We start from the raw sequence: 22,673 nt of genomic DNA on the forward strand, positions 1-22,673 counted from the left end.
CTTAAAGCAAATGGCGTTCCGATCAAACAAGGTAAGAAAGGCTTTATATATATTTTAGCGTTTTCTGCAATAGTGTTAGGTTTTTTTATTCTAATGCTCCAAGTCACTCACCCTACATAAATGAGTGACTTAGCCTAAAGCAAGCCAATTTGACGTTCAATTAGCATCTATAAACAAGAAATAACGGCTAAAGCCACATAAGGTACAAAGCTCAGGCCACCAGCAACAGCATCTATTAATGACAATAATCTAGAAGTATTAACTCTGAATAATTGTATGAACTCACGTAAGTATTTTAATCTTGCTACGCGGAACTAGACCTTGTTTTTAAGGAGGATTATTATTGAGTGGGGAATACTTCAGTAAGCTGTTCAGCTACTTTTTGCCCGCGTTAAAAATCATTACGAAATCGGTTTCATTTAATGAAATAATAGCTACGCAGTAATTTTAGATAATAAGATGTCTTAGGTAATAAAAAAGCCGCTAGCTGCGGCTTTAATCAATTGCTTTAAACGCTGAAACTAGCGCCACACCCGCAGGTGGTAGTTGCATTGGGATTGGAAACAAAAAAGCGTGCGCCTTCAAGTCCTTCGGTGTAATCCACCTCACCATCAACTAAATATTGAATACTCATTGGGTCAACCACTAAGGTTACGCCATTTTTTACAATTTCTAAATCGCCTGGGTTTGCTTTTTCATCAAAAGTAAAACCATATTGGAAACCTGAACAACCTCCGCCTGTTACATAAACACGCAGTTTTAGATCTGGATTTTCTTCTTCGTCGATTAACTGTTTAACGCGAACAGCAGCTGCATCGCTGAACTTAATGGGTAATTCTTCTGACATACCATAACCCTCTATACCTACATTGTTTTGATTATCTAATACCCGAGTGTTTTAATCAAGTATAGCGTTTACTTACTAAGCTTTGACGCGATATGCACATTTAAAATCTCATACCAATTAAGCCTGACAACAGAATAATGGCAACGAGCACAATCAGCAGAAAAAGCGCGGTTTTAATTTACTACTTTAATACTTTTTTGGTATCAAAATGGGTAGCTATAGATGGCATAGCCCCATACGGTAGTAAATATACTTAACGATATAAATACTGCTGCTGAGCCAAGGTCTTTCGCTCGACCAATGAGTATATTGTGATCTAGCGTAACTGCATCAGCAAGCGCTTCAACAGCCGAGTTGATTATTTCGGCAAATAAAATGAACACTAAGCTACTGATCAATAAAAATAAATGACTTATCGAAGATGACAAGATGATAGCAAATGGTAGTAATATTATAGCCATTACAAACTCCTGCCTAAATGCTGATTCATATTGCCATGCAGCTATAAACCCCTTATAAGAGCAATGTGTGGCTTTAATAATTCGATTTATCCCTTTACCATTAGGCTTATTTACACTACTGATTACGTTTTTCATCGTTATTCCTAATTATAGTTAAAATGAATTTAAAGACTTTGTTTTACTTGCACCCGCCACTGCCAACTATCAACATTAGGGCCCATCGTAAGAGGTTTAATAATATCCATATGAACAACATTGCCTTCACTTGAATGAGATGAAAACAACCTTGCACCAATACCGATACTCTGTAAGGTTGTATCAGTACTATTAATTGCTGGTGTTTGCCCCCAAGCCTTACCGCTATCGACAAATGCTGCCCATGCAACATTCACCAACTGATATAACTCCCAATGGGGGTTATAACGCAGCTCGGCGCTTGCTGACCATAAATGCTCACCATGTTGATATTGCTCTGCATAACCACGAACTCCGGTGTCTCCACCTAAAGCAAGCGGTATATCAAGATATTGATTTTTTTCTGCTTGCCATTGCGCTTTAAAGTAACCGGCCCAACGAGGTGTTAGGTATTGATACAATTCAAACTCTGCTGCTACTTGTTGGTGATCAGGTTGCTCCCTCTGCCAATAAGCTTTGTAATTTGTAGAAAACAGCATTAGCGTGTTTTGCCATTGCATACCTTTGGATAAAATATTTTCAAGGTGAACACCTTGGCTTTCATCAGTATTTAATGAGCTAATATCTACACCTATTTTGCTTATTAACTGCCAGCCTAAATTAATATCCTCACGATGATCGATAAAGCGAATGTTAGAGAAAATCTGATAATCTGCTTGGCTATATTCCAAACCTATCCAAGGGAAGGTGAACCTTCTATCTGAAGGTAATTCGGCTAATATCGCGCTATCCAAACTTGTAAAACGATGTAACTCTTTGTTGATCCCTAAATGCATTCGCACCGCTCCTAATCGATGCTGAGTTATTAAATGCCCGAAAGCTAAAGTAGACTGCTCAACTTCATGAGAGAATTGCCATGCAAGCTCACCATTTTGATAAATACTGTCACGACGATTTTCTTTGAGTATTGACGCCAAATGTTGCTGCTTAGATGATTGCTGATAAAAGGGCTTTGAATAAGCAAGGTAGGTTTTTTGTCCATCATCATTATCAGCAAATTCAAGTTCAACAGTTGATTGTTTAGGAAAACTAAGCGGCATACTAAAAGCAACTTGATAGCCTGATCGCAGGTGGTCTTTTTTATATTGCACACCTGCATGAACCCCTAAGCCTAAGAAATTATCTTCTTTAAAACCAAAAGCATATTTATTATTGCCGGCACGACGACCAAAACTAATATAAGGCACTAGTGACCAAGTATCCCACGTTTCAACTTTAAGCTCATTTTCTTGCTGACTCTCGCAATCCTCAATCAAGCTAACTCGACTTTTACGCAAAAACGAATACTGATTAAGTATGCGCTCAGTCTCAGCAAACTGCGCTCTAGAAATAACGTCAGCCTGAGTAAAAGGAAGTAGCTTTTCCACAACATGCTGTTGGGTATTAATATGTAACCAGTTAGCTAAACTGTGCAGATATAAGCTGTCTGGTTGACTCTCATCAAATACAGGATGGCTAATAAGTGTGAGCTTATCTATCGTAACAGACTCTTCACTATCAGCTTTTGACGCGCACTCAACTTCCTGACCACTTACAGTAAAGCTATTAATAAAAAACGCTATAAAGCTGGCTTTAATTCCTTGATTGATTAGCTTTTTAAATCGAGATCTTAGCTCATTACCTATATTAAACTTACTATGGTGCAACTGTTGAGACAATTTTATAGTGTTCATTTATCGTCCCCCTTCGGCTTTAGATAAAAAAGAGGCGGGGTTACTTTAAACTCATCAGCAATGTTGGTATTAACTTCAAAAAAGGTCAGTAGAGTATTCGCAATGGTGTCATGTGAATAAGCGTCATCCTGATGTGCTTTAGTTTTTTCAATATCAATATAAGGAGCTGAAAACCAAGAAATAATAGGGACATGTGTTTGTGCATCGGGCGCAAAAGCATAAGGCATACCATGTAAATAAAGCCCGTTTTCACCAAGTGACTCACCATGATCACTGACATACAGCATAGCGGTGTTATATTGCACAGAATTGGCTTGCAGAAGCTTGATCACTTCAGCTAAAAAATAATCTGTATAACGGATTGCATTGTCATATGCATTAATTATTTCGTGCTGACTGCACTCTGATAACTCTGCTGATTGGCAAGCAGGTGTAAAAAACTCAAACTCGTTCGGGTAACGTTTAAAATAAGCAGGCCCGTGATTACCCATTTGGTGTAAAACAATAACGGTGTCTTGGGTGTGTTGATCAACGTATTGCTGTAAATTAACCAACATGCCAACGTCACGGCATTCCACATCACATACTGTATTAACCTCTGAACTGCGATAGTTTTGATACATCAGCCTATCGGCAACACCCTTTGAGCTAGAGTTGTTGTCACGCCAGCTTACTCTCACTGAACTTGCAGCGAGTACATCAAGAACGTTTTGAGTATACTTAGCTTTGCTCACAGTAAAATCATCACGACCAAAAAATGAAAACATACAAGGCACAGACACTGCTGTTGACGTACCGCAGGAACTCACTTGGCTAAAATTAATGAGTCCCGCTTGCTTTGACATATTTGGCGTAGTGTCGCGTGAATAACCATTTAAACTGAGGTGGTCAGCCCTTACTGCTTCACCGACCACTAAAATCATTAATTTAGGTTTTCGCGTGCTGCTACTTTTAGTTATCTGTGTCGTGAGGCTGATAAACTGTTTCGAGTTTAGTGATGCGGTTTGTTCTGCTAAATAATCGAATACCGAGTAAATTGGATATAAAGGATTAGTGTAATAACGAAGCTCTTTATGTAGACGAAAAAAACTGGTGTATTGCGCACTAAACGGCGCGATAAGTATGGGGATCAACACCATAATCATGGTAATACTGATAGCCTGTTGACGCAGTCGTTGTAACCAAGTGATATTTTTCACTTGTATAAATAACAATAAAGCCGCGGGTAAAATAGCCATAAATATAACTCGACTGAACAATCCTAAATTAATTATTTCTTGTGCTTCAGCGAGGTTGGTTTCAGCAACATTTTGGATCATCGTTTTGTCAACCAACACCCCTAATACAACGCCATAATAATCAACCATTGCAGCAATCAATAGCATCACAAACACCACGACTTTGGTGGGTAGTAAAATATTAAGAACAAACATCACGAAAAGAATAAGACTCAAAAGCAACAGACTTAACGAGATAATAAAACTCAAGTTTTCTTGCCAAGAATATAAAGCGTTGAGTTTGTCAAAGAACACTGTATTTGCCATTAAAACGATAAATACTGAGCAGCTGAGTAATAAAGTAAAAGGAGAGATAATACGTTGCTCTTTAGCTTTCCCCATGGTTTCATTTAGTGAATAAAACTTTGATAATAAATAAGTAAATGTAATTTTTTGCATCTTGTTTTTAGCCCATTCCATTGTTAGGAAATAGCTTAACCTGATGAAAAAATCAGAGCTGTATGAAGATGTTGTGACGTGTACGGATGTGCGTTCAAAACTTTTAGAATGTAGCTTTATGTACAAATTTGTTGCGGTAATTTATGAGGAATAATTAACTTTGATTACGACACTCTGATACAACATCTTCTTTGCAAAGTATGCCAAAATGATGAAACTTTAAGAAAGGGAACGCCATATGTGAATTAAATAACCTGAACTTTGGTTAAGATACTTGCTAATAAATTAATTTAAAATGAATACTTTTATTCTTCAGCCGGAAGTTTTCAGGGAGAACAAGGCGAATTTACGCGTAAATAGCTCGCCCATTGTAAGTAAATTCAACGCAGTTCGCGTTGAAAATAGCTGCTGATGATAGATTTATTATCGAAAGCTCAAGTTCAGTACTTAGCAGCGATGAGTTTTTAAGTCTAATCAGTGTGATGCTCGCTTAAAAACCACCTTAAACTTAGCTCCACCTAACACTTCTGATTGACTAATAGACACTTTGCCACCATGCCATGCGGCAACTCTAACAACAATAGCTAACCCCATTCCATAACCTTGTTGAACGGTGTCGCTTTCACCTCTGGTAAACGGTTTAAATACGTGTTCGCGCATTTCTTTTGAAATGCCTGGGCCATCGTCTTCAATACACATGCTCACACTATTACATGTTTGCTGTGTTGTTATCCGCACGTGCTTAGCTGCATATTGCTGTGCATTTGAAAGTAGATTATTAATTAACATTGCTAAATAATTCTCATCACCATCAATGATTATATTTTCCTTGGCTAATTTGGCTATATCCATTGCAACCGAACAAGCATCACTTGAAGTAAGGTTACGCACAGCTGATTTTATCAAAGCATTTAAGTTTAGAGGCATGCGTTTAACTTTAATCATTTTCTGCTCTAAACTGGCGTAATTAAGTAAAACGGCAACGAGATTTTCCATTTCTTGAATATCTCGACTCAAATGACGGACATACTTTTCTTTGTTTTTTGGGTTATTCGTCTCGCCAAGGGCTTCAATACCAAAGCGCAATCGAGCTAATGGAGTTCGTAAATCATGTGACACCGCGTTACTTAATAATTTGTTATCCTTAATTAGAGTATTTATCTGCTCCGCCATAAAATTAAACTCATTTTCAATATCAATTATATAAGACGAATTTGAAATATTAATACGAGCAGAGAAATCACCTTCACCAAAGCGTTTTGCCGTATTTCTTAGTAGCTGTAATCGTTTAATTAAAGGGCCAAGCCAAATAAAGGCACACAGTAAAACCCCCAAATAAAATATGGTTGTTAAAATAATTTGTAGCGCGAGATTATCTTGTTGCTTGCCTTGCTGTGGGATACTGAGCGTCAATACTTGTTGCTGAGTTTGTAATAGCTTATTTACGGTGATCAACTCAGCAGATTCAAGAACCAGAGGATGGCCCTGACTGAAACTATCTCGCAAACTAATAGGTAAAGGAAATTCAGATATGGGCGTTAGTGTTAGTTGTTGCTGGTTTTGCTGTTGCCAGGCGCTTACAAATTGTGCAAGATTACCCGTTTCTTCAAGCGTATTTGCTAATGAGTTAATTATTTGCCTATAAGGGCTAAATTCATCCGTGTTTTTTTTATGCTGATACTCGTTAAAAAAACTATCTAAACCCCAGCCTAAAAATATAATTGCAGAGAGTATTACGACGACTAATGAGACGATCAGCTTCTTCACATTAGGACCAAGCGTCTGCTACAAATAAATACCCTTTACCCCACACAGTTTTGATCCTGCATGGGTTATTAGCATCATCACCAAGCTTTTTTCTTAATCTAGATACAATAATATCAACACGGCGATCAAACCCGTCATAATCAATACCACTGAGTTGATTAAACAACTCCGCACGGCTAACAACTTGACCTGCAGATTGCGCTAGATACCAAAGTAAATCAAATTCGTTAGATGAAATTGCAACAGGCTGATCGTGTAGCCTAGTAGCACGAGAATTAGCATCAATACTCAACTGACCAATTTGTATATGATTTTCGGTTAGATTTGCAGTGTTATGATGGGTTTTTAAGCGTCGTAACAAAGCTTTAATTCGAGATAGCAATACCCGTGGTTTCACCGGTTTTGTTACATAATCATCAGCCCCTAATTCTAACCCCAAAACTTCGTCCATTTCATCATCACGGGCAGTCATCATTAAAATAGGCCCATGATAAAAGTTACGTACTTCTTTGCATACATCAAAACCATCTTTTACAGGCAACATAATATCTAACACAACAAGTTCTGGAATATCGCTTTTGATTAATTCAACCGCCATATCCCCCCGATTAACTAAAGTAACCAAATAACCATGTTCAGTTAAGTAATCACTAAACCATTCGGCCAAAGACATATCGTCTTCAACTAACATTATATGCTGAGGATTTATCTGTTCGATCAAAATAACTTCCACCTTGATTTAGGCCGTTTAGAGGATTCAAATACCCATGACACTGTAATAATAACCGTAGCGATATTGTTATTCTGTTTACTTTTTCGAAGCGCGTAGTGACGAGTTGAATCTGATTGAAAATCAAAACTGAATTCAGCATTGTTGACTTGCGTCCAACATTCTACGTTACGCAACTCAGACAGCTCGACTAAGCAATAATCGCCAAGCTCTTCTTGATGCCATTTAAAAGTAACCTGCTGATAACACGTTTGCCCTTTTCGCAGTGCAACACAACGCTTAGGTGTAACAAGTAATTCGTTTTCTTTGCGCGAATGGTTCGCTGCGTATGCACTACTCATTGCCAACTGAAACAGAAAAAATAAGCCCAAGTAAATAATAAGTTTACTCTTTAAGCTTGTTTGATTAGTTAGCGTCATTGTTTATCCACTTAAAATACATAACTAATGCTTGAACTTATACCAGTATAAAAGTCTTGTTGCTTACTAAATAGCGGGCTTTCGTTGTAACCGAATTCCGAACCAAAGAAAACTTCTGCACGCAGCAATACGTTTTCTGAAATAGGATAAGTTAAGCCTATTGATGAATCAAAATTGAGGGAGGATTTGCCGTCATATGCTGCAAAATTAGTCCTTGCAGCTTCTTCTTCTGAAACGCCATAATAATAGTCATTAAGCTTGGCTTGGCGAAACGACAGCGCGAAAATGCTATGAAAGTTCAAATTTCTTATTTGCCAGTTGCGACCAATGAGAGCAGAGGCTACAGCACCGCCATTTCTGCTCGTTAAACCTTGTTTAAGAGTCAATTGCACAACATTTTCACCAATGTAGCCCGTTAATCGACCTCCGATCATAGTGTTCACATCCCGCTCTTCTATACCTTCAAAATTAACTTGGTTTTCTTTTTTTCTTAACCCTGAGCCTGGTCCTGTTAAAATAACATCGAATGACCAGTTTTCTCTATTGTATGCGGTGTAGCCAAAAACAAGTGAATCAGGCGCTTGGTTGGCAAAATCGACAAAAAAGTTATGCCAATTATAACTTCCGATGAGTGTGATACCGATATCAAGATCTTCTTTATCATCAACATTAATAATTGAACGATTAAAAGCATTTAGTCCTAAACCGACTTCAAAAAAATTTTCAGGCTCACTGCTTTTATCGATATTTAAACCAATCTCTCTTGTTAAGTCTGCGGCATAACTAAAAGACGAAAAACAAAATAATAAAATAACGACTAGTAGGTGTTTGAGCGGTGAATACATTTACGCCGACTTCCTTATTGATTAATCACCCATCCATTATATTCTTTGATACCTAAAAAAACGTATCAAGATGCTGAGTATGTAACAAAATGTAGACTCTAAGATTACATTAGCTAAAATAAAAGTACCTAAATAATAAACAACCTAGTTAATCTAATCAATTTAAAAAATTGCTTAAGTACAATTGATAAACCTAAATTAAGCTAATAAGAAGTTTTGCTAGGAAGATGGCGGTGCAGCTATAACTGATCGATAGAGCTGCGACCTAACTTTTACTTTTAATATGACCTGTAAAATATTTTCTTTCATTACTAATATCGGGCCTCTAGTCATCACTCGGCCCACTAATTTAACCAAGAGTAAATCCTTGGTTATGTGTAGATAATTCTAAAATCAAAAGGACTTACTGTCACACTTTTGATAAACTGCCCGCTGAAATAGGTGGCGAGGAAATATGCATGTGGCTTGAAACGCTTAGGCGTCGCTTGGCAAAGCCAAAAACATCGGTGCAATTGTGCTTACTCGGCGTAAGTGCTGGACTCATTGCGGCGTTTTTGATCATTCTATTTCGCTTAACTATTCTATTTTTCCAAGGTTTGTTCCTTGAAAATCCTGACGATTTTACTACCTTACCGCCTCTTGAGCGGGTTTTAATGCCTATTATTGCTGCCTTTTTAATTGCGCTATTTGCTGCTTTGACTGGTTTTAAACATTATCGATTAGGTATTCCCTTTGTTATTCACCGTATTAAACGCCATTACGGGCAAATGCCGTTATACAACACGGTAAATCAATTTGTCGGTGGTGCACTGGCATTGATCAGTGGTTTCTCGGTTGGCCGTGAAGGGCCATCTGTACATATGGGCGCAACCGGTGCAAGTTTGCTGGCCGATAAATTACATTTGCCTCATAACGCCATGCGGACACTCAGCGGTTGCGGGGTTGCAGCTGGTATTGCCGCATCATTTAATACACCACTTGCAGCTGTTATTTTTGTGATGGAAGTGGTGCTTAGGGAATACAAAGTACATATATTTGTGCCAATAATGCTCGCTGCAGTCACTGGTGCACTGGCGACGCAGTTTGTATTTGGTGACGCATCAGAATTAGCACTGATCACAGTGACGGCATTAAGTGGCTGGCACTATCCATTTTTAATCCTGTTTGGTATGGCTTTGGGCGCGGTTGCTTATGCTTTTAACCAAAATCTAATGTTGATCATTCGTACCTTCAAACCTTTGAGTATGTTTCCACGTTTATTGCTGGCAGGTCTGATTGCTGGCGGCATTGCTTATATGGTGCCACAAGCGATGGGTTCTGGTATGAGTGCAATAACTTTGGCCGTAGAAAGCCCTGATGATGTGCAACTATTAACCACTATTTTAATTGCTAAATTACTGGCGACATTATTTGCCATTGGCTTGGGTATTCCCGGCGGGATCATTGGCCCAGTGATTGGTTTAGGCGTACTGATGGGCACTTTAATGGCCTTTTTTGCACAATTTATTAGTCCCGGCGTTGATATCTCTGGTACTTATAGCGTCTTAGGCATGGCAGGCTTATTAGCTGCCACCTTACATGCTCCACTGGCTGCTTTAACTACGGTAATGGAGTTAACCTCAAGTCCTGAAATAATCGTGCCGGCCATGTTAGTTATCTCAGCGGCATACGTCACCGCATTACAAGTATTTGGCAATCGGTCGATATTTTTACAGCAGCTCGACTTTCAAGGTTTAGCCTATCATGTCTCCCCTGCCACCGAAGCACTGCAAAAAGTCGGGGTGATGGACGAGATGGATGAAAACTTCAAACTACTCTATTCAGATGATAAAGAACAAATAGAAAGCACCTTAAATGCTGTTGATAGCCAAACCCCGTTAATTGTTTATGATCCTGAAAATGGTTATCGCCTTGCAGAATATGATTTAAGTTTAATGTCAGATCAAAATATTTCGATCAACTACATCAGCTTGCAAGGGATCAGCAGTCAAGCTACTTTGGCCGATGTGTTTGATGTATTAAAAGATAAGCGCAGCGGAGCTGTGTATATTTATAACTTACTCGATAATCAACAAATTATGGGAATAATGCGCTGGGATCAGATCCGCCACATTCTTACCATACGTAATAGCTTACTGTAACTAACAATAAGAGAACATTATGAGCGCGCTACTGATCTATAAAGCCTTACATGTATTTTTTATGATTGCCTGGTTTGCTGGCATATTTTACTTACCCCGCCTCTTTGTTTATCACGCTATGAGCGAAGAAAAGTCCTGTAACTCCATGCTCAAAGTGATGGAGCGACGGTTACTGTATTTTGTGACGCCATTTGCAGTACTAACGGCGGTGTTTGGCGTGCTGACAATTGTTGAATATGGCCGCGACTGGTTTAAATACAGCATGTGGATGCACTACAAATTAGTATTAGTGATCGTGCTATACATTTACCATGGCTATTGTTTTAAATTACTGGCGGATTTTAAACACGACCGTAATACTCGCAGCCACCGCTTTTATCGTATTTTTAACGAACTACCGGTATTAGTGCTATTAGTCATCGTATTTTTAGCTATAACTAAACCCAGCTTGTAAAATTTGCTATATACCCAAACCACTTCAAGATGCAGAAACTCGCTTCTTGAGGTGGTTTGGGTATAATATTGCGCGATTGCGTGCCCATCGAAGATGGTTAATCGCGCCCCTTTTGAATGTGATAGGAACAGCCCCCATGTTAAGTTTCCAAGGTGAAAATATTCTTTCTGTCAATCAGCTCGATCGCGACTGTATTGAACGTATTTTTGCAGTAGCCAAAAAAATGGAGCCGTATGCTAAAAAGCAAAAACGCACCAATGTATTAGAAGGCGCAATCTTAGCAAACTTATTCTTTGAGCCAAGTACCCGTACCCGCGTAAGCTTTGGTACAGCCTTTAATTTATTAGGTGGTTTAGTTCGTGAAACAACGGGGATGCAAAGCTCTGCATTAGCCAAAGGCGAGTCTTTATACGATACCGCGCGCGTTATTTCAGCTTACGCCGATGCGGTCGCTATGCGCCATCCTGATGCAGGCTCAGTGGCTGAATTTGCTACTGGCTGCTCAGTGCCGGTGATCAATGGTGGCGATGGCCCTAACGAGCACCCAACTCAAGCATTACTTGATTTATTGACAATTGAGCGTGAACTACATCGCTTCGATCAAAAAATAGATGGTATGCATATCGCCCTTGTTGGTGATTTAAAATACGGTCGTACCGTGCATTCATTATCAAAATTATTATGTCATTATAAAGATATAAAATTTTCGATGGTGGCACCTGATGGCTTACAAATGCCTAGCTATATTCTTGATGCCGTCGATAATGCGGGCCATAAAATTGAAATCGTCGATAAAATGGAAGGTAACTTAGCCGCCGATATCGTCTATCAAACCCGTATCCAAGAAGAACGCTTCCCATCGCAAGAAGAAGCCAATAAATACCGTGGTGGTTTTAGAATTAGCCAATCAATTTATAACACCCACTGCAAACCAAACTCCGTGTTAATGCACCCATTACCACGCGATAGTCGTATAGAAGCCAATGAGCTTGATAACGATTTAAACCTTAATGACAATTTAGCTATTTTCCGCCAAGTACAAAATGGCGTGTTAATTCGCATGGCGCTGTTTGCATTGACACTCGATGTTGCCGATAAAGTAGAGCAATACGAAGTTGCTGTGCCTTGGTTTAGCCGTAAACGCGATAGTTAATTTTAACGTGACAACTAATAGGATTTTTTATGACAATTAGCCAAGATTTATTTGCCCGCGCACAACAATCGATTCCCGGTGGCGTTAACTCTCCAGTACGTGCATTTAATGGCGTTGGCGGCACACCGCTATTTATTACCAAAGCCCAAGGCCCATTTACATTTGATGCTGACGGCAACCGTTATATTGATTATGTTGGCTCATGGGGCCCGATGATCATGGGTCATAATCACCCAGCTATCAAACAAGCAGTGCTTGATGCGGTAGAAAATGGCCTAAGTTACGGTGCGCCAACAGAAGCTGAAATTCTAATGGCTGAAAAAGTAAAAGAGCTAGTACCATCAATCGAAAAAGTTCGTATGGTAAGTTCTGGCACAGAAGCGACCATGAGTGCAATTCGCCTTGCTCGCGGCTTTACTGGCCGCGATAAAATTTTAAAGTTTGAAGGCTGTTACCACGGACATGCTGATTCATTATTAGTGAAAGCGGGTTCTGGCGCATTGACTATGGGCGTACCAAACTCGCCAGGTATCCCTGAAGATTTTGCCAAGCATACATTAACTGTTTCGTTTAATAACCTTGATGAAGTAAAAGCTATTTTTGCCAAATACGCTGACGAAATCGCCTGTATTATCGTAGAGCCAGTTGCTGGTAACATGAACTGTATTCCACCAGTACCAGGCTTTTTAGAAGGCCTGCGTGCAGTATGTGATGAATATAAATCAGTGCTTATTTTTGATGAAGTAATGACCGGCTTTCGCGTAGCCCTAGGTGGTGCACAAGCCTATTACAACATCATTCCAGACTTAACCTGTTTAGGTAAAGTGATTGGCGGCGGCATGCCAGTAGGCGCGTTCGGCGGTAAAACTGAGATCATGGATTACATCGCTCCTGTTGGCCCAGTTTACCAAGCAGGCACTTTATCAGGTAACCCAATTGCTATGGCTGCGGGTCTAAAATCGCTAGAGTTACTGTGCGTTGAAGGACTACATGCTGATCTTGAAGCAAAAAGTAAAGCAATCTGTGAAGGTTTTGAAGCCGCAGCAAAAGCTGCAGGCATCGCCCTAACAACTAACTATGCCGGTGGTATGTATGGCTTCTTCTTTACTGAACAAGAGAAAGTAACCACTTACCAACAAGCAACTCAGTGCGATTTAGAACGCTTTAAAAAGTTCTTTCACTTGATGCTTGAAGAAGGCGTGTATTTAGCACCATCAGCATTTGAAGCTGGTTTTGTTTGCTCTGAACACTCTGAGCAAGAAATTGCCGATACAATTGCAGCAGCAAAAAGAGCTTTTGCTAAGCTTTAAACTATTAAACATAAAAAAGCCCGCAAGGGCTTTTTTTATGTCTAAAATAAATACCTGCTCCAGTAATTACTTTACTGACAGCTAGGCCTTGGCTCAAATTCACTGGCTCTAAGTGGCAGTTGAATTACTTTACCGCAGCCCGGTGGCGCTTGCTTACCCGTTAATTCATTAATAAAAGCCCAGCGAATTGAAGGCGGACGAGTATCTGCTATTGCCTCAGGGTTGAGCGGCTTAAGATAACGAATATACGTTTCTAATGCACCAACACTGCCCGTTAAGCCTGTACTTTTATTATCATCACGACCAAGCCAAGCAACGGTTACTGTATTTTGATCAAACCCTGCATACCAACTATCACGTAGATCATTACTGGTGCCCGTTTTACCAGCCAGCTGAATTGATGGGAAATGGGCATTTAAACGTTTAGCAGTGCCATCTTTGGTGACTCGCTTCATCGCGTATTTAGTCATATAAACAGCGGCTTTATCAAAACGCGGTTCAGAACTAACTTGATGCTGATAAAGCACACGCCCAACAGAGTCGGTTAATGCCGAAATAGATGTTAATTGACGGTATTCGCCATCAGCCGCCAACGTGGTATAAAGCTGTGCGACTTCAAAGCTCGACATTTCAACGGCACCAAGCAGTAATGATGGATAATGTGATATTTGCTCTTTAGCGCCGAGTTTATTGAGTGTGTTCGCTACTTTATCAACCCCGACATCAAGTCCCAAGTTGACCGCAGGAATATTGATACTTTGACTAAACGCTTTATATAGTGGCAGCATACCGCGATATTGATGATCAAAATTCTCTGGTTGCCATACTTTGCCTTGCTCATTAGTCACTTGTACTGGCGAGTCATCTAACAAAGTAGCTAAGTTATAGTGCGGTAAACCCAAAGCTGTTAAATACACAGCCGGTTTAACTAACGATCCTGTGTTGCGCTTAGTATCAAGTACGCGGTTAAAACCTAAAAAGCGCGGATCGCGTCCCGCAACTAAAGCAGATATACCGCCTTTCTCTACATTCACTGAGATCATCGCCGCTTCAAGCTGCTCTGTCGTGGCGCGTTTTTCAAGGTAAGGTAGGCTTTTTTCAATTGCCTCTTCCATTGCCGCTTGTTTTTGGAGATCAAAATAAGTGAATACACGCACGCCCGCATCGAGTACTTCTTGGTCCGGTAGTAATTTTTTCAGCTCACGATCCACCAGCTCTAAATAACCAGGATACGATTTAGGCAAGCTGTCTTTCATAGGTGCAATATCAATTGGCCGCTTTAATGCAGCACGGTATTCGCGGGTATCAATTAATTTATTATCAACCATCAAACGTAGCACTAAATCACGACGTTCCATAGTGCGTTCAGGATAACGGCGTGGATTATAATATGAAGGGCCTTTCACCATCGCAACGAGTAGTGCAATTTGATCGAATTCAAGCTCATCAACAGGCTTAGAGAAGTAAAACTCAGAAGCTAAGCCCATGCCATGCACACCTTGGTTATACGATTGACCAAGGTATACTTCGTTTAGATAAGCTTCTAAAATTTGATCTTTTGAATAGCGATAATCTAAAATTAACGCGATCAACGCTTCGTTAAATTTACGGACCAGCGTACGATCACGGGTTAAATAAATATTTTTTGCCAGCTGCTGGGTTAACGTACTACCGCCTTGAACTGTACGCCCTGCTTTAATATTGCTGTATAAAGCCCGCATAATCGAAAACACGGATACACCGTGGTGCTGATAAAAGTTCTGATCTTCAACCACTAATAATGTATCTGTAAGCATCGGCGGGAATTTATCCAACGGCACAAACTCTCGATCTTGTTTTGAATCATTGCCTATGCGCGCAATTTGTACTGGCTCTAATCGAGCATTGTTTAAACGCCTGCCAAACTTATCTTTAATACTCGCGAGTTTTTGTCCTGCAAAGCGTAACTCAATAACCTGTGCTTGCTCTAAGCCATCATAAAATTCAAATTCACGACGGAAGATTTTAATACTATCGCCCGCTTTTACATACTGACCAGTTCGACTTAACTGATTGACCGATGAATAGTTTAGCCTATCAAGCTCCCACACCACTTCTTGGCTAGATAAGAATTGTCCTGGGTAAAAACCCATTGCTCGTGCATAAACTTGTGCTGGTAATTGCCATTTATTACCTTCAAATTGACGCGTAATTTTGGCATCTAGATAAATTAAATATAAGCCCATCGCAACAATACCAGCTAAGCTTAGTTTCCAAAAAATAGACCAGACTTTGCGACCAATTCCACGTTTTTTTATATTCGCTGCAGACGTATTTTTAGTCGAAGTTTTTTTCACCGACTTAGACGCTGTGCTTGGTGCTTTCTTTGCCGGGCGTTTTGATGGAGTTTTAGTGGAGCGGGAGTCTTTTTTATCAGCCATTGACGTTGCTATTTATTTCCAGAGTTAAATTTACAGGTGCGAGCTTAGCATATAGCCTAACACCTGCAAAATTAACCTTGACTGAAACTACTTGCCCCGAACTTTGGGCATTAAATCTTTTAACCTCAGTTGCGGTGGCTTAATTTTAGCGTGTACACAACCACAATGAGTGGATCATTGCCGGTATAAAAAATATAAAGCACAAGACAATATTAATAATCAAATCTTTACCCACACCCGCTTTCAAAAACACAGCAACAGGTGGTAAGAATATAGACAAAATAATCAGTAATAGTTTGTTATCCATGCTTAACCTTATTTGTAGTTGGACTAATTTTAAGCATAGTTACTTATTGTGATTTTTGCTGTTTTAATAAACTTTAATTAAAAAAATTTAGCCTCTGCGTAAGTATAAAAAAAGCCCTAATCTAAATTAGGGCTTTGTATTGAACACACAATGATTTTAAAACTTTTTACTTTTAATTAGTTACTACGTACCGAAACAAACTCAGGGTAAGCATCAATGCCACAATCGTGTTGATCCATACCGTTTAGTTCTTCTTCCTCTGTTACCCGGATACCCATGGTTTTCTTAAGTATTGTCCACACAATAAGTGAAGCAATAAATACAAAACCTAAGATACATACTAAGCCAATTAACTGGTTCACTAGGGTTGCATCAGTATTTGATACTGGCACTAAGAGAATACCCAAGATACCGCACACACCGTGCACTGAAATAGCACCTACAGGGTCATCAATTTTAACTTTGTCTAGTGCTACAATGCTAAACACCACTAATGAACCACCTAAAATACCCAGTAAGCAAGCAAGTAAAGGTGACGGTGATAATGGATCAGCAGTGATAACAACCAAGCCAGCAAGCGCACCATTAAGTACCATAGTTAAATCTGCTTTACCCCACAACACTTTACAAACAAACAGTGAAGCAATGGCACCGGTTGCCGCAGCAGCGTTAGTATTTAACAATATTTTACCTACTGCAGTCGCGTTTTCAGCATCAGAGATAAGTAATTGTGAACCACCATTAAAGCCGAACCAACCCATCCATAAAATAAATGTACCTAATGTAGCCAATGGTAAGTTAGAGCCTGGAATTGGATAAATTTCACCATTTTTACCATATTTTCCTTTGCGAGCGCCGAGCATTAATACACCGGCAAGTGCTGCAGCAGCGCCTGTGCCGTGAACAATGGCAGAGCCTGCAAAATCAACAAAACCCATTTCAGATAAGAAACCGCCGCCCCATGTCCAGTAACCTTCAACTGGGTAGATAAAACCAGTTAACACTACCGCAAAGGCTAGAAAAGCCCACAACTTCATGCGTTCAGCAACCGCACCCGATACAATCGACATAGCGGTTGCAACAAATACGACTTGAAAGAAAAAGTCAGATTCTAAAGAATGATTAGCATCAGCGGCTTGGGTGCCAATAAGCCCACCTAGAGATGGAATTAAGCCACCTTCAGCGTTGTCTACATACATAATGTTGTAGCCAACTAGTAAGAACATGGTACATGCGATGGCATAGAGCGCCACGTTCTTAGTTAAAATTTCAGTGGTATTTTTTGAACGCACTAAGCCCGCTTCGAGCATGGCAAAACCTGCTGCCATCCACATTACTAAAATACCCGACATTAAAAAATAAAATGTATCTAACGAAAACTTGAGTTCTACGATCGTGTTTTCCATAAAGCCCCCTTAAATTGCTTCTTCATCTAATTCACCCGTACGGATACGGACAATTTGATCTAAGTCGTAAACGAAAATTTTGCCGTCGCCAATTTTGCCTGTTGATGCAATTTTGGTAATGGTCTCAACGACCCGTTGACAATTTTCGGTACGAGTAGCAATTTCCAGTTTAATTTTAGGAATAAAATCAACCTGGTATTCAGCTCCGCGATACAACTCTGTATGACCTCGTTGACGACCAAAACCTTTGACGTCAACAACTGTCATCCCCTCAATGCCTAAATCAGCTAGCGCTTCTCGCACATCATCTAATTTAAATGGCTTTATTATTGCACTAATCATTTTCATAGTGGCCCCCTTCGGACGCTTATTGTTATCCTGTTTGCTAAGACAATCCAACCTTTGTGCCACTATTTTTAACGTTTTAAAAACAACAAATTACATAATAAAAACAAATTAACCGCATAAAAAATGCACCATACAGGTGCATTTTTTTAACATATTAGCTGAACTGGTGCAGCAGCCTAGCTTTGTCTGACGACACAGTCTCTACTTTGTTCTTTAGCTTGATACAAAGCCTTATCAGCTAGGCGCATGGCACTTGTTAACGTAACATTTTGAAATTTTGTTAAACCTATACTTACCGTAATTGCAAATACATCACCATTGATCACAAAATCATACTCAGACAACCGCACTCTAAACGCTTCAAGTAAAGAGTACGCTTGTTCCAAATCTAAATTAGTTAATACAACCGCAAACTCTTCACCACCGACACGGGCAACGGTAAAATCTTTAAACGAACTGCGTAATAAAGACGCTACTTGCTTTAAAGCCTGATCCCCAGCTTCATGGCCAAATTTATCATTGATCGCTTTGAAAAAATCAATATCGAGTAATGCTAAACTATTGTTAGACGATGTTTCTTTTAGCAGTTTTTCGGCAAATTGATAAAAATAACGGCGATTATAAAGATTAGTTAAATCATCGCGAAAGGCACTTTCTTTAATATCTGCTATCAGTGACAGCTGCTCCATAGTCTGTAATACACGACAATGGAACTCTTCATTCATAAAGGGTTTGGTTAAAAAATCATTCGCGCCAAATTTAATAAACCGTGCAGATAAACCATGCTTACCCGCACCTGACAAACCAATAATAGCTAAATCATCACGACCACGAAAATTTCGCACCGCCTTAACAAGCTCAAAGCCATCCATTGTCGGCATCGCATAATCAGTTAGTAACAATTTAATCTCGGGATCATTTTTCAGTATTTTTAGAGCTTGCTCACCATCATGCGCATCTTGCACATCAAACAGCTGCTTTTCGAGCATTTGCTTCATTAATGAACGACTTAAAACTGAATCATCGGCGATTAAGGCTTTGCAACCTTGATTACGTAATAGCTGCGCCACTAATTTAACCGCATAATGATATGAATCACGATTATCTTTAATTACATAATCAACGACCCCAAGCTCTAATATTTGCTGGCGCTTATATTCATCGATGGTAGATGTTAGTACCACTGTAGGGATAGCTTGCGCCAAGGTATATTTAACAACTTCGCCATTCATCGCATCAGGCAGGGTTAAATCGACCAAAGCAAGTGTGTACTGATGCTTCGCAATGAATTCTTTGGTCTCGGCAAGTGACCAGGCAAAATCGACAGCAACATCAAGATAATGAGCTGATAAGTGTCGCAACACCTGCTGGACCACTTTACTATCTTCAACAACTAAAACTCTTTGCATATATCTTCTCTACACTTCAGGTGGACATTGCGAGGGTAAACTTTTTACGAATAAAAAAACTAAAAGTCATAACAGGCGGTAATATACTTTATTATTAGCTTGAGCAAAATATATTGCTGAAAATATACGCATAAAAGCATAGCCTTTGCATTACTGATAATATTTATGTCTAGTGCTCACCGATTAATATCGTCGTCTAGTCTCATTCCCTTTGTTATTTGCTTAAAAATTATCTTTAATAGGTTAACTATTGTTTAAAGGATCCACCATGAAGCTTATTAGTATCATTAGTGTCTCTGTGGCCATACTTACTTTGAGTGTAAGCACAGTCAGTTATGCAGAAAATCAACGTCGTATCGATGTCGATAGTAAAGTTGTCACTGAACATAAAGCGCGCATCAATGGCGAGCGTTTTTCATATACCGCAACCACAGGCACACAACCGGTATGGGATGACAGAGGCGATGCCGTTGCTACATTGCAATACACTTATTATGAACGCGACAAAGTTGACGATCGCACTAAACGCCCATTATTAATTTCATTTAATGGCGGACCTGGTTCTGCATCAGTATGGATGCACTTAGCCTATACTGGACCACGGGTATTAAAAATTGATGACGAAGGCTACCCTATTCAACCGTATGGCGTCAAAGATAACCCATACTCAGTGCTTGATGTTGCTGATATCGTTTACGTTAACCCAGTAAACACTGGCTACTCGCGTATTCTTGAAAACGATAAAGGTGAATTACCAAGTAAAGAGGCGCAAAAAAGCATGTTTTTTGGTGTCAATGCCGACATTAAATACCTAGCAGAATGGTTAAACACCTTTGTAAATCGCACAGAGCGCTGGCGCTCACCTAAATTTTTAATTGGTGAGAGCTACGGCACAACCCGCGTATCAGGCCTTGCCCATGAATTACAAAACAGTCAATGGATGTATATCAATGGTGTTGTGCTGGTTTCACCAACAGACATTGGTATTAAACGCGACGGTCCGATAAAAGCAGCTAACCGTCTACCTTACTTTGCTGCAACGGCGTGGTATCACAAAGCTTTAAGCCCAGCATTGCAAGCTAAAGATTTAGATGAATTACTACCAGAAGTTGAAGACTTTACCGTTAACAAGCTAATTCCTGCACTTGCTAAAGGTGGCTTTATTAATGATCAAGAAAAACGCGCTATCATTAAACAAATGGCACTGTATGCCGGTGTATCTGAAAAGTTTGTTGCGCAAAACAACCTTGATATTCCTACCAACTTCTTTTGGAAAGAACTACTACGTGAGCGCGGTCAAACGTTAGGCCGTCTAGATTCGCGTTATTTAGGCATGGACAAGCGTGACGCTGGCGAATCTCCAGACTACTGGGCTGAGCTAACATCATGGTTGCATTCATTTACACCAGCCATCAATCACTACTTACGTGAAGAGCTTAACTATAAAACTGACGTAAAATATAACCTGTTTGGTAATGTACACCCGTGGGATCGCAGCAATAATAACACTGGTGAAAATCTGCGTTTAGCAATGGCGCAAAACCCATACCTCAATGTGATGATCCAATCAGGATACTATGATGGTGCCACTAACTACTTTGATGCTAAATACACTTTATGGCAACTAGATCCAAGTAGTAAAATGCGTGATCGCCTAAGCTTTAAAGGCTACCGCAGTGGCCACATGATGTATTTACGCCATGCAGATTTAGAAACATCAAATAACGATTTACGTGATTTTATTTTACAGTCACTACCAAAAGAAGGTGAAGCTGCGAAGTATTAAACAGCGCTTAAAACCACTGGATTAAAAAAGCCCGTTTTTACGGGCTTTTGTTTATCGATAATTCGGATATACTCAAACTATTGATTTTACGTTTTTGGAAAACACAGATGACTGAAAACTTCCGTGTTATGTATGCAGGTCTAGCTCAAGATATTGAGCAATCGAATGCAATTAAACAACTGGCTGTAAAGCTCAAAGCCCCTGAAAGTAAAGTAGCTGCATTTTTTGAAAACAAACCCCTATTTGCGCCTTGTGAAAAAGAAAAAGCACTCAAGCAAGCAAAGCTACTTGCCAGCGTAGGCATCAAAAGTAAACTGCAACCAATAACCAACAACACACCAGCGGTAAGTAGCAGCGATACAACCAACCAGCGAGATGAGCGTATTTTTAACGCCCTTGATTACATCACCAGTAGTTTAATTCGCATCGAAGAAAAACTCGACGACCTAGAGCAACGCTTACCAGCCACAACCCAACAACCAGATCCTGATGAAGGCGACGAGTGGCAAACTGACGACCTATTGCTAGATGAAGAGCTGACAACGCCGATCAAAAAACGCAGTAACATGCTGCTGTATTCACTTATAGCTATGGTTGTTGTCTTGCTTGTAGTACTAGGATTGTCGTTTGCATTCCCTGATTTATTCAGTTTTATGGATAATTAACAGATAAAGCAAAAATAAATATGAGCGAAAAAAGAGCACTGATCCGCCAACAAATCCGTAAAGCACGTAACTCACTGTCAAAATTCGAGCAAAAAATTGCCGCAGAATCGCTTAAAGTGAATTTTACTCAACACTTAAAACAGCAAAAAACTATTGAAAATGCCCATATTGGCATTTATTTTAGCAATGACGCAGAACTAGATACCTCATTGTTAATAAAAGATCTTTGGACTAAAAACCACGCCCTTTACCTACCTGTAATCCACCCATTTAACGGCACTACTTTATACTTCCAGCGCTATGAAGAAAATTCACCCATGAGGGCAAATCGCTATGGTATCTTGGAGCCTAAGTTAAATTGTAGTCAGATATGCCCACTAGCGGAGCTTGATTATCTGCTAATGCCATTAGTTGCATTTGATGATAACGGTAACCGTTTAGGGATGGGGGGTGGCTTTTATGATAAAACTTTGGCGTGCTACGAAAAAGAAAACTGGCAAAAACCACAACTGATTGGCCTTGCACATCAATGCCAACATGTTCCAAGTTTACCGGTTGAATCGTGGGATGTACCATTAAATTACATAATCACACCACAGAAAATCTACCATTGGTAAGCAATTTATTTATATACTAATGGCAACCCCTCTCACCTATTGAG

General features: G+C 39.7%; 20 protein-coding genes. 7 read left to right on the plus strand and 13 right to left on the minus strand.

Annotated elements, in window-relative coordinates:
• Positions 1–508 precede the first annotated feature (508 nt).
• The 8 genes from erpA to H5183_RS09040 all read right to left on the minus strand — a co-directional run bounded on the left by erpA (position 509) and on the right by H5183_RS09040 (position 8,613).
• Positions 509–847, minus strand: a complete 339-nt coding sequence (erpA, locus tag H5183_RS09005) for an iron-sulfur cluster insertion protein ErpA (RefSeq protein ID WP_058560150.1) — start codon at positions 845–847, stop codon at positions 509–511.
• A gap of 203 nt (positions 848–1,050) precedes the next feature.
• A complete protein-coding gene (locus H5183_RS09010; RefSeq protein ID WP_145241304.1) occupies positions 1,051–1,443 on the minus strand; it encodes a diacylglycerol kinase in 393 nt (130 codons plus the stop codon).
• 29 nt (positions 1,444–1,472) lie between these two features.
• On the minus strand, positions 1,473–3,176 hold the full coding sequence (locus H5183_RS09015) for a ShlB/FhaC/HecB family hemolysin secretion/activation protein (RefSeq protein ID WP_182731492.1): 1,704 nt from the start codon (positions 3,174–3,176) through the stop codon (positions 1,473–1,475).
• Positions 3,173–4,852: a phosphoethanolamine transferase gene (locus H5183_RS09020; RefSeq protein ID WP_182731493.1), complete on the minus strand. Its 1,680-nt coding sequence runs from the start codon at positions 4,850–4,852 to the stop codon at positions 3,173–3,175. The genes H5183_RS09015 and H5183_RS09020 overlap by 4 nt, the downstream gene beginning before the upstream one ends.
• Positions 4,853–5,326: 474 nt before the next feature.
• The gene (locus H5183_RS09025) at positions 5,327–6,619 is read right to left on the minus strand and encodes an ATP-binding protein (RefSeq protein WP_145241298.1); all 1,293 of its coding nucleotides are present in this window, start codon (positions 6,617–6,619) and stop codon (positions 5,327–5,329) included.
• Position 6,620: 1 nt separating this feature from the next.
• On the minus strand, positions 6,621–7,310 hold the full coding sequence (locus tag H5183_RS09030; RefSeq protein ID WP_182731507.1) for a winged helix-turn-helix domain-containing protein: 690 nt from the start codon (positions 7,308–7,310) through the stop codon (positions 6,621–6,623).
• Between the two features lie 26 nt (positions 7,311–7,336).
• Positions 7,337–7,768: a DUF3019 domain-containing protein gene (locus H5183_RS09035; RefSeq protein ID WP_259397151.1), complete on the minus strand. Its 432-nt coding sequence runs from the start codon at positions 7,766–7,768 to the stop codon at positions 7,337–7,339.
• Between the two features lie 11 nt (positions 7,769–7,779).
• Positions 7,780–8,613: a MipA/OmpV family protein gene (locus tag H5183_RS09040; protein WP_145241294.1), complete on the minus strand. Its 834-nt coding sequence runs from the start codon at positions 8,611–8,613 to the stop codon at positions 7,780–7,782.
• Positions 8,614–9,071: 458 nt separating this feature from the next.
• Between H5183_RS09040 and H5183_RS09045 the strand changes: the two genes are divergently transcribed.
• The 4 genes from H5183_RS09045 (at position 9,072) to hemL (ending at position 13,671) form a co-directional block, all read left to right on the plus strand.
• A complete protein-coding gene (locus H5183_RS09045) occupies positions 9,072–10,754 on the plus strand; it encodes a chloride channel protein (protein WP_145241292.1) in 1,683 nt (560 codons plus the stop codon).
• A 19-nt stretch (positions 10,755–10,773) separates the two neighbouring features.
• Positions 10,774–11,208, plus strand: a complete 435-nt coding sequence (locus H5183_RS09050) for a CopD family protein (RefSeq protein ID WP_145241290.1) — start codon at positions 10,774–10,776, stop codon at positions 11,206–11,208.
• A 136-nt stretch (positions 11,209–11,344) separates the two neighbouring features.
• The gene (locus H5183_RS09055) at positions 11,345–12,361 is read left to right on the plus strand and encodes an aspartate carbamoyltransferase (RefSeq protein WP_145241288.1); all 1,017 of its coding nucleotides are present in this window, start codon (positions 11,345–11,347) and stop codon (positions 12,359–12,361) included.
• Positions 12,362–12,390: 29 nt separating this feature from the next.
• Positions 12,391–13,671: a glutamate-1-semialdehyde 2,1-aminomutase gene (gene hemL / locus H5183_RS09060; RefSeq protein WP_149982051.1), complete on the plus strand. Its 1,281-nt coding sequence runs from the start codon at positions 12,391–12,393 to the stop codon at positions 13,669–13,671.
• A gap of 71 nt (positions 13,672–13,742) precedes the next feature.
• Here hemL and mrcB read toward each other — a convergent pair whose 3' ends face one another.
• The 5 genes from mrcB to H5183_RS09085 form a co-directional block, all read right to left on the minus strand.
• On the minus strand, positions 13,743–16,091 hold the full coding sequence (mrcB, locus tag H5183_RS09065) for a penicillin-binding protein 1B (protein WP_182731494.1): 2,349 nt from the start codon (positions 16,089–16,091) through the stop codon (positions 13,743–13,745).
• A gap of 145 nt (positions 16,092–16,236) precedes the next feature.
• A complete protein-coding gene (locus tag H5183_RS09070; protein WP_145241282.1) occupies positions 16,237–16,398 on the minus strand; it encodes a YqaE/Pmp3 family membrane protein in 162 nt (53 codons plus the stop codon).
• Between the two features lie 176 nt (positions 16,399–16,574).
• A complete protein-coding gene (locus tag H5183_RS09075; protein WP_145241280.1) occupies positions 16,575–17,804 on the minus strand; it encodes an ammonium transporter in 1,230 nt (409 codons plus the stop codon).
• A gap of 9 nt (positions 17,805–17,813) precedes the next feature.
• On the minus strand, positions 17,814–18,152 hold the full coding sequence (locus H5183_RS09080) for a P-II family nitrogen regulator (RefSeq protein WP_016708666.1): 339 nt from the start codon (positions 18,150–18,152) through the stop codon (positions 17,814–17,816).
• 176 nt (positions 18,153–18,328) lie between these two features.
• Positions 18,329–19,561: a diguanylate cyclase gene (locus H5183_RS09085; protein WP_182731495.1), complete on the minus strand. Its 1,233-nt coding sequence runs from the start codon at positions 19,559–19,561 to the stop codon at positions 18,329–18,331.
• A 268-nt stretch (positions 19,562–19,829) separates the two neighbouring features.
• Between H5183_RS09085 and H5183_RS09090 the strand changes: the two genes are divergently transcribed.
• The 3 genes from H5183_RS09090 to H5183_RS09100 all read left to right on the plus strand — a co-directional run bounded on the left by H5183_RS09090 (position 19,830) and on the right by H5183_RS09100 (position 22,629).
• Positions 19,830–21,347: a S10 family peptidase gene (locus H5183_RS09090; protein ID WP_182731496.1), complete on the plus strand. Its 1,518-nt coding sequence runs from the start codon at positions 19,830–19,832 to the stop codon at positions 21,345–21,347.
• 107 nt (positions 21,348–21,454) lie between these two features.
• Positions 21,455–22,012: a hypothetical protein gene (locus tag H5183_RS09095; RefSeq protein ID WP_145241274.1), complete on the plus strand. Its 558-nt coding sequence runs from the start codon at positions 21,455–21,457 to the stop codon at positions 22,010–22,012.
• Positions 22,013–22,032: 20 nt separating this feature from the next.
• On the plus strand, positions 22,033–22,629 hold the full coding sequence (locus H5183_RS09100; protein WP_145241272.1) for a 5-formyltetrahydrofolate cyclo-ligase: 597 nt from the start codon (positions 22,033–22,035) through the stop codon (positions 22,627–22,629).
• Positions 22,630–22,673: the final 44 nt, after the last annotated feature.

It is taken from the genome of Pseudoalteromonas sp. SR44-8, assembly GCF_014163635.1.
In the GTDB taxonomy this organism is placed as follows: domain Bacteria; phylum Pseudomonadota; class Gammaproteobacteria; order Enterobacterales; family Alteromonadaceae; genus Pseudoalteromonas; species Pseudoalteromonas rhizosphaerae.

Coding starts and splice junctions, on each gene's coding strand:
- H5183_RS09050 (WP_145241290.1), top strand. CDS start 10,774: ATGAGCGCGCTACTGATCTATAAAGCCTTACATGTATTTTTTATGATT.
- H5183_RS09015 (WP_182731492.1), bottom strand. CDS start 3,176: ATGAACACTATAAAATTGTCTCAACAGTTGCACCATAGTAAGTTTAAT.
- H5183_RS09045 (WP_145241292.1), top strand. CDS start 9,072: ATGTGGCTTGAAACGCTTAGGCGTCGCTTGGCAAAGCCAAAAACATCG.
- H5183_RS09095 (WP_145241274.1), top strand. CDS start 21,455: ATGACTGAAAACTTCCGTGTTATGTATGCAGGTCTAGCTCAAGATATT.
- H5183_RS09020 (WP_182731493.1), bottom strand. CDS start 4,852: ATGCAAAAAATTACATTTACTTATTTATTATCAAAGTTTTATTCACTA.
- H5183_RS09040 (WP_145241294.1), bottom strand. CDS start 8,613: ATGTATTCACCGCTCAAACACCTACTAGTCGTTATTTTATTATTTTGT.
- H5183_RS09035 (WP_259397151.1), bottom strand. CDS start 7,768: ATGACGCTAACTAATCAAACAAGCTTAAAGAGTAAACTTATTATTTAC.
- H5183_RS09010 (WP_145241304.1), bottom strand. CDS start 1,443: ATGAAAAACGTAATCAGTAGTGTAAATAAGCCTAATGGTAAAGGGATA.
- hemL (WP_149982051.1), top strand. CDS start 12,391: ATGACAATTAGCCAAGATTTATTTGCCCGCGCACAACAATCGATTCCC.
- mrcB (WP_182731494.1), bottom strand. CDS start 16,091: ATGGCTGATAAAAAAGACTCCCGCTCCACTAAAACTCCATCAAAACGC.
- H5183_RS09075 (WP_145241280.1), bottom strand. CDS start 17,804: ATGGAAAACACGATCGTAGAACTCAAGTTTTCGTTAGATACATTTTAT.
- H5183_RS09080 (WP_016708666.1), bottom strand. CDS start 18,152: ATGAAAATGATTAGTGCAATAATAAAGCCATTTAAATTAGATGATGTG.
- H5183_RS09090 (WP_182731496.1), top strand. CDS start 19,830: ATGAAGCTTATTAGTATCATTAGTGTCTCTGTGGCCATACTTACTTTG.
- H5183_RS09070 (WP_145241282.1), bottom strand. CDS start 16,398: ATGGATAACAAACTATTACTGATTATTTTGTCTATATTCTTACCACCT.
- H5183_RS09055 (WP_145241288.1), top strand. CDS start 11,345: ATGTTAAGTTTCCAAGGTGAAAATATTCTTTCTGTCAATCAGCTCGAT.
- H5183_RS09100 (WP_145241272.1), top strand. CDS start 22,033: ATGAGCGAAAAAAGAGCACTGATCCGCCAACAAATCCGTAAAGCACGT.
- H5183_RS09030 (WP_182731507.1), bottom strand. CDS start 7,310: ATGTTAGTTGAAGACGATATGTCTTTGGCCGAATGGTTTAGTGATTAC.
- H5183_RS09085 (WP_182731495.1), bottom strand. CDS start 19,561: ATGCAAAGAGTTTTAGTTGTTGAAGATAGTAAAGTGGTCCAGCAGGTG.
- erpA (WP_058560150.1), bottom strand. CDS start 847: ATGTCAGAAGAATTACCCATTAAGTTCAGCGATGCAGCTGCTGTTCGC.